Here is a 6,862-nt window from a genome sequence, read left to right on the forward strand (position 1 = left end):
GCCTACCCGCCCTGCGGCAGGAACCTCGGCTCGGCCAGCGCCCGGTAGTCCGGCAAACCGGCCGACTTGTCGACCGCGCCCTGCGCCCTGGCCCACTCGGCCAGAGCGACGAGTGTATCGGCGAGGTCGGGCTGCAATCGGAGGCGAAAATCGAACTCGGGCAGGATTTTCCGGATCAGATCCGGGGACAGCTGAGTCGCCGACGCCACCGCGGCGATCGCCGGCTCGGCCCCGGAGCCCAGCCGGCTCCCCGCCTCCCCCAGGGCGGCGAAGAAGCCGGCGAGCGCCTCGGGCTTGCGGGTGACGGCGCTGTCGGTGGCGAGATAGAGGCTGTGCTGGCTGTAGGTGCCACCGGCGAGCTCGACCGCGTCGGCGCCGAGCGCATCGATCACCTGAGCCTGGTACGGCTGGAAGATCGCGACCGCGTCGACGTTGCGCTGACCCGCGGCAGTCACGGTCGCCTGCGGTGCCACCTGCACCAGCTTCGCCTCGACCGCGCTGTGCGACAACGCATTCTGGGCGAAGTACGCCGCGCTGGTACCCAGCGGCGTGCCGACCGACCGACCCGCCAGATCCCGCAGCGACGTGATTCCGGCGCTGCGGCGCGCGACGATACGCGAGTCCTCCCATCGCGACCCGTCCCCGACGATGCGCAACGCGGGCGACCGGGTCATCGCCGCCGCGGCCGGAACGTCGGCGGCGGTGGCCACGTCGAGCTGACCGGCGGCGAGCGCCTGCAGCGCCTCCACCCCGGTGGCGAAGTTGACGATGTGGACCTTCACCCCGTGGCGGTCGAAATCTCCGGCCTGTTGCGCCACGGGCACCTGCGCCCACGAAGGATCGACGACGAAGCCGACCGTGAGGGCGTGGGGGTCCGAATCGTCCGTACCGGCGCACGCGGCCAGCGGCACGATCAGCGCGACGAAGCAGACAAGGGCGGTCAGGGAGCGCAACAGCAGCGATTTCACGGGCTTCTCTTCGTGTGGGTGGATCGAAAATTCGGGGCGGAGCAACGCTTTCGAGGACATGCCGGGCTTCGAGGACATGGACTCACCCCGCCGAGGGCGCGATGCCGAGTTCGTGATGCAGCGATCGGCGCAATTCGCTGTATCCGGGGCGGTCCGCGAGCGTATCCGCGGGGCGGGGACGATCGAGCGGATTCGTGATCCGATTGATGATCCGGCCGTCGCGCAGCACGCTGATCGTGTCGGACAGCCGGATCGCCTCGTCCACGTCGTGGGTGACGAAGACGACGGTGCGCTGCAAGCGGGTCCAGATATCGATCAGCAGATCCTGCATCTTGAGCCGGGTGAGCGCATCGAGCGCGGCGAACGGCTCGTCCATCAGCATGATCTCGGGTTCACCGGCGAGCATCCGGGCGATGCCGACGCGCTGGCGCATCCCACCCGACAACTGACTCGGGCGCAGTCCGAGCACCGCGCGGGACAGCCCGACAAGGTCGAGGAGTTCCTCGGTGCGCGCGCGATGGGCCCGGGCCGGCACCCGTCGTGCGCGCAGCGCGAATTCGATATTGGCCGCGACGCTCATCCACGGGAACAGCACATCGCGCTGGAAGGCCACGCCCCGGCGCGGATCGGGGCCGAGCACGCGCGCACCGCCATCGGTCACCGTTCCCGAGGTGGGTGGCAGCAGCCCGGCGAGGCAGTGCAGCAGCGTCGATTTGCCGCTGCCCGAGGCGCCGACGAGAACGGCGAACGAACCGTCGGGCACCGACAGGTCGATACCTCGCAGCGTGGGCTGGGCGGCTTTCGGGAAGTGCACCACCAGATCCCGGGTCGCGACGGCCATCAGTTCACCTCCTTCGCCCAGCGCAGCATCGGTGCGGTGAGGCCCGCGATCGCCAGATCGCAGGCCGCACCGATCACGCCGAGCACGATCAGGCAGAAGATCAGCCGGTCGGCCTGGGAGAACAACTGTGCCTGATAGATCCGATAGCCGATTCCCGCTGTGGTGCCGGTCATTTCGGCAACGACGATCAGGACGAACGCCATGGCGGCGCCGACCCGGGCCCCGCCGACCACGTCGGGGATCGCCTCGGGCAGCACCACCCGAGTCAGGGTGTGCCGGCGACTCGCACCGAGGCAGCGCGCGGCCTGCAGGTAGTGCTCGGGGGTGCCGGCGAATCCCGAGTGGCTGTTGATCCAGACCGGGACGAAGACACCCAGCGCGATGACCAGCACCTTGCTGTTCTCCCCGAGGCCGAACCAGAGGATCGCCAGCGGCACCAAACCGATCGTCGGCACCGGCGCCAACAACCGCAGCACGGGTTGCACCACCGCCCGGCCCACCCGAGTGGTCGCGGTACAAACCGCCGCCGGCACCCCCGCTCCGAGCCCGAGCAGGAAGCCGAAGGCCGCCCGGCGCAGACTCGCGGCGATATCGGGCACCAGCAATCCGTCGGCCCCCAGTACACGACCCGCGTGCAGAATCTGGGGAACAGACGGAAACAGTTGGCGCGGAAAGATATTCAGTGCGGCGATCACCGACCAGACGACCGCCGCCAGGATCACTCCGGCGACGGCGCCGCCGACCGCGCGGCCGCTCGGCAGCGTCGTCGCGGACGCGCCCAATCGGCGCCGCCACGGCGTCGTCGTGGCCGGTGCCGCGCCGGGGTCGGCCGGCACGATTGGCAGACTCTCTGTCATATTCGGACTTCCATATTCGGACTTCCCGGTGAGCGACCGGCATCCCCGGCCGTGCGGAGCGGTCAGGCGCCGATCGTGGTCCGCAGATCGACGGCGACCGGCGCCGCCGCGGGTGCGCCGATCGGCACCCAGTCGAACGGAACCGCTTGGGCGCGATACACCATGGGGGTTGTACTCGTCCGGTCCACCCCCGGGACGCGGGGTTCGCGAACCTCCGGTTCACCCGCCACACCGGATCCCTCGTAGGGCGAGACGTATTCCCAGACCACGCGTCCCTCCGGCGTGACTTGGAACAGGCGGCCGTGCATCCCCTCGGTGATCAGAGTGTTGCCGTTGGGCAATCGCTGGGCATTGCTGACGAAGGAGCTGAAGAAGGCCCACGGCGGCTGCCCCGAATCCTCAGCGGTGTACTGCCAGACGATCTGCCGGGTCGAGGGATCGATCTCGAGGACCCGGGATCCGGCGTAGATGCCCAGCGGCGCCGGCGGGTATCCCGCGCCGCCCTGATTGTCGAAGACGAGGATGTTGCCGGCGCCGGGGAGCCCCTCGGCGATCAGATGCGGATTGTGTTGTCCGGACAGCTGGTCCAACGCCCGCGGCACCTTGTGCGCGTTGATTCGCTGATGCTGCGCACCCGGCGCCTCGTCGAAGTACGGGCCGAGCCGCCAGACCACGGCCTTCGTCGTCTTGTCGATCAACGCGACGACATTCGCCTTGCGGCAACTGATGAGGATGTTGTCCGGGTGGAACACGCTGTCCGGATCCGCACGGTGCCAGTGGTTCGGACCGAGCGTCTGTGCGCTGTTGATTTCGAGATAGCCCCACGGGTCGTCCGGGTCCCGCAGCACGGTCGCACGCAAGGCATCCCAGCCGGCATCGGACAGACCCAGCTCGTCGAGGTGGTCGCCGGCGCGCCACTCCCAGATGATCGCCCCGTCGGGCGTGACCTCGTAGAGTCCCTGGTCGCCGACGGGTCGCGGTCCCAGTCCCGGCACGACCCGCGGGACGGTGACCAGCAGCAGACGGTTGCCGTTCGGAAGCAGCTGCCAGTCGTGATTTTGCCGGGCCGCCCCGCCCGGCGCCTGCCGACCCCATTCCCACACCGTCTCGCCGGCCCAGTTCACTTGTCCCACTGTGCCGTTGGCGTAGATGCCACCGCGCGGGTCACCACTCGCGCTGAGCTGAACGCCGATGTCGCCGCGGCGGCCACCGGTGAGTTGCGGGTCGATGATGCGCGGCGGCACACCGGCGAACGGCCATTCTCGATGCACCGTGCCGTTGAGATCGATCAGCCGCGTGACGGAGTCCGCGCCGGTGAAGAGGATGTAGCCGGCATGTGCCGAATTCGGGTCGTAATAGGTGACGCCGGTGAGTCGTACGAAGGCCATGCGGTTCACTCCATCAGTCGTGCGTTACGCGAGCAGGTCGATGTTGTTACGAATCTAATCGATTTGCACCGCCATTCCGCCGCATGCAGACTGTAATGATCCGAATGATTTCAACTCTGTTCCGCCGAGCGTGACGTATCGAGAATGAGGCGAATGTGACTGCCAAGCGCGCGACTCTGGCCGACGTAGCCCGTCGGGCGGGCACCTCGACAGCGGTGGTCAGCTACGTCCTCAACGACGGTCCCCGGCCCGTTTCGGCTACCACCCGGGCCCGCGTGGTAGCTGCCCTGAACGAGCTCGACTACCGGCCGGATCGCGCGGCTCGCGCACTGCGCCGATCCCGCCGTTGGCGGCATATCGGACTGCTGGTTCCGGACGTACGGATGCCACTGTTCGGCACCCTCGTCGGGCAGATCGAGCTCGCGGCCCGGGACCGGGACCATCTGACCCTCATCGGCAACACCGGGTACGACCCGGAGCGGGAACTCGAATTCGCCTCGGCCTTCAGCGATTCCGGCATCGAGGGCCTGATCGTGGTGGGCGGCGCAAACGGCCGCGCCACCGCGGAACTGTGCCGCCAGGAACGGATTCCGATCGTGTGGGTCCACAACAACCGAGACGGCGCCGACGTCGACGTGGTCGGGGCGGACCACGTCCACGCCGGGGCGTTGGCGACAGCACATCTGACCGACCCGCACGGCCGCGACGCCATCGTGTTCGTCGGCGGCTTCACCGCGGCCGAGGTCGCACACGGCGACCGCGAAACCGTGGCCCAGCGCTACGCGGGCTATTCGTCCACGGTCGGCGACCAGCACGCCCAGCGGATTCCCACCGACCTCACCCCGGCCGGCGCCTACCGCGCGGTGCGCGACTACCTGTCCACCCATCCGGCGCCGAACGGCATGGTCGTCGGCACCTACGCCCAGACCGCCGCCACCCTGCGTGCCGTCGCGGAGGCGGGCCTGCGTATTCCGCACGACATCTCGGTGGTCGGCTTCGACGCGAATCCGGCCGACACCTACGCGCCCATCACGCTCACCGCGGTGCAGCAACCACTCGAAGTGATTGCGCGCACGGCACTGTCGCGAGTGCTGGACCCGGCCGGGACCCGCACCGACGCCCCACCCCGCATCGATATCCACCTCGCCGCGGGCGAAACCTGCGGGTGTGTCCGCTGACGATCGCCACCGGTGCCGGCGCGAAAGACCTTGTCAGCGTTCGAGATACGCGACGATGCCGCCCACCAGCGCCTCGATCGCGTCGTCGAGATCGCCGTAGGTGCCGAGGGTGCGTTCGGAGGTGATGCCACGCATCGCGGCCGGAATGAGCGCGGCGACCCGGCGGACGCGCACCGGGTCGAGATCGAGGTCGGCGAAGGCGCGGGCGCACGCCTGATCCCAGTTCGGTTTCCAGGAGGCCAGTTCGGCTGCGGTGCGCGGGAATTCGCGCTCCAATTCGGCGTGGTCGCGCGGCAGCGCGGCACGCAGGGTCTCGATCGCCAGCGACTCCGGCCGGCGCAGGCCGACCGCCATCGCGCGAATCAGCGCATCCACCCGCTCATGAAGGGTGCCGTCGGGTTTGATGCCGGCCGGTAGATCGCCGCGTTTGTCGGCGGTGTGCCGCAGCACCGCCGCCCACAATCCGTCGATATCACCGAACTGGTATTTGATCACGCCCCAGGTGGCGCCGATATCCCGAGCGATCCGGTTACCGGAGACCGCGGCCGGGTCGCCGGTCGCCAGCGAGGCGATCGCCGCCTCGAGCATGCTCTCCCGGGACGCCATACCGCGCCGGTTCGCGCGCCGCCCGCCTACCGTCGTCTCGGTCACGCGGCCGATTGTAGTGGCTCTGACCTGGGCGATCCAATTTCACCCACCCTTCTTGCATTCTTTCGCAGAGGGTTCTACCGCCATGCGTCTCTCGCCTGCCCGGCGCCACCTTCACCGGGCGGACGAGACATGGACGGACCGGGCTCGTGCCGAGCCCGGTCGGGTCCGATGGGTGATGGGTCAGCGTTCGCCCGGGTACCGGCGATCGTCCCGGCGCTGCGGGTCGGTGCCCTCGGTTTCGATTCGCTCCTTACGGACGGTGTCGGCCACCGTCTGCTGCTCCTCGACATCGTCGACGGCCAGGCGCACCCGCTCGACAGGCACGGTCTCCTTGTCGACGGTCACGCGGTCCCGGTGCAGGGTGACCTCCTGCTCCTGCTCGCCCAGATCGGGCCGGGCATCCGCGGAGGTGACCGGCTCCCGCTCGACGCGGACCTCTTCGTGGCTGGTCGGCACGGTCACGGTCTGATCCTCGGTGACCACGTATTTGCGCAGTCGCGCAGTGCCCACCGCCTCGCGCTGGGTATCGACGTTCAGCCGCTCCTCCGAGCGGACCATGCCCCGGTCGTCGACCGGCGCATTCGTGCCCGGCTGCGCCTGCCGCCCCGTACCGTCCCCGGTGCCGCGCACGGCCCGCCCGTAGGCATCCCAGCCGGCGTGGTTCGGGTCGACGTGGTAGTGGCGGAACAGTTCCGCTTCACCCTGGCTGCTGATGTGGCCGTCCTGTTCGACCGCGGGAGCCGATTTGACCATCTCCTTGTCCACGCTCACCCGCAGCGCGTCGGCCTGCGGATTGTGCTGGGCGCCGACCAGCGGCACCAGCGAATCGTGGCGAAACAGGCCGGTGGACACCGCAACCCAGGTCGGGGAGCCGGTCTCGTTGTTGACGTAGATGTTCTTGACCTTGCCGATCTTGTCGTCGTGTGAGTCGTACACGGTGCTGTCCATCAGAGTGTCGAGCTGTCCGGTCATGGTTGCT

The 6,862-nt window shown here is 68.9% G+C and carries 7 protein-coding genes; 1 reads left to right on the forward strand and 6 read right to left on the reverse strand.

Annotated elements, in window-relative coordinates; all coding sequences use genetic code 11:
* Positions 1-2 precede the first annotated feature (2 nt).
* From ON37_RS10550 to ON37_RS10565, 4 genes are all read right to left on the reverse strand, one after another.
* On the reverse strand, positions 3-1,046 hold the full coding sequence (locus ON37_RS10550; protein ID WP_245553147.1) for an ABC transporter substrate-binding protein: 1,044 nt from the start codon (positions 1,044-1,046) through the stop codon (positions 3-5).
* A 4-nt stretch (positions 1,047-1,050) separates the two neighbouring features.
* Complete coding sequence (locus ON37_RS10555; RefSeq protein ID WP_040718724.1) at positions 1,051-1,809, reverse strand: ABC transporter ATP-binding protein; 759 nt, start codon at positions 1,807-1,809, stop codon at positions 1,051-1,053.
* Entirely contained in the window at positions 1,809-2,666 is an 858-nt protein-coding gene (locus ON37_RS10560) for an ABC transporter permease (protein WP_083892878.1), read from the reverse strand. The genes ON37_RS10555 and ON37_RS10560 overlap by 1 nt, the downstream gene beginning before the upstream one ends.
* A 62-nt stretch (positions 2,667-2,728) precedes the next feature.
* Positions 2,729-4,054, reverse strand: a complete 1,326-nt coding sequence (locus tag ON37_RS10565) for an aryl-sulfate sulfotransferase (protein ID WP_040718745.1) — start codon at positions 4,052-4,054, stop codon at positions 2,729-2,731.
* Between the two features lie 155 nt (positions 4,055-4,209).
* Between ON37_RS10565 and ON37_RS10570 the strand changes: the two genes are divergently transcribed.
* A complete protein-coding gene (locus tag ON37_RS10570) occupies positions 4,210-5,232 on the forward strand; it encodes a LacI family DNA-binding transcriptional regulator (RefSeq protein WP_040718725.1) in 1,023 nt (340 codons plus the stop codon).
* A 33-nt stretch (positions 5,233-5,265) separates the two neighbouring features.
* Here ON37_RS10570 and ON37_RS10575 read toward each other — a convergent pair whose 3' ends face one another.
* Positions 5,266-5,838 carry a TetR/AcrR family transcriptional regulator gene (locus tag ON37_RS10575; protein ID WP_210742531.1) on the reverse strand — a complete coding sequence of 191 codons (573 nt, stop codon included), beginning with the start codon at positions 5,836-5,838 and terminating at the stop codon, positions 5,266-5,268.
* A gap of 225 nt (positions 5,839-6,063) precedes the next feature.
* A partial coding sequence (locus ON37_RS10580) for a DUF2382 domain-containing protein (RefSeq protein WP_306306470.1) occupies positions 6,064-6,862 on the reverse strand: 799 nt, incomplete at its 5' end.

The organism is Nocardia veterana NBRC 100344 (genome assembly GCF_000308855.1).
Lineage (GTDB): Bacteria > Actinomycetota > Actinomycetes > Mycobacteriales > Mycobacteriaceae > Nocardia > Nocardia veterana.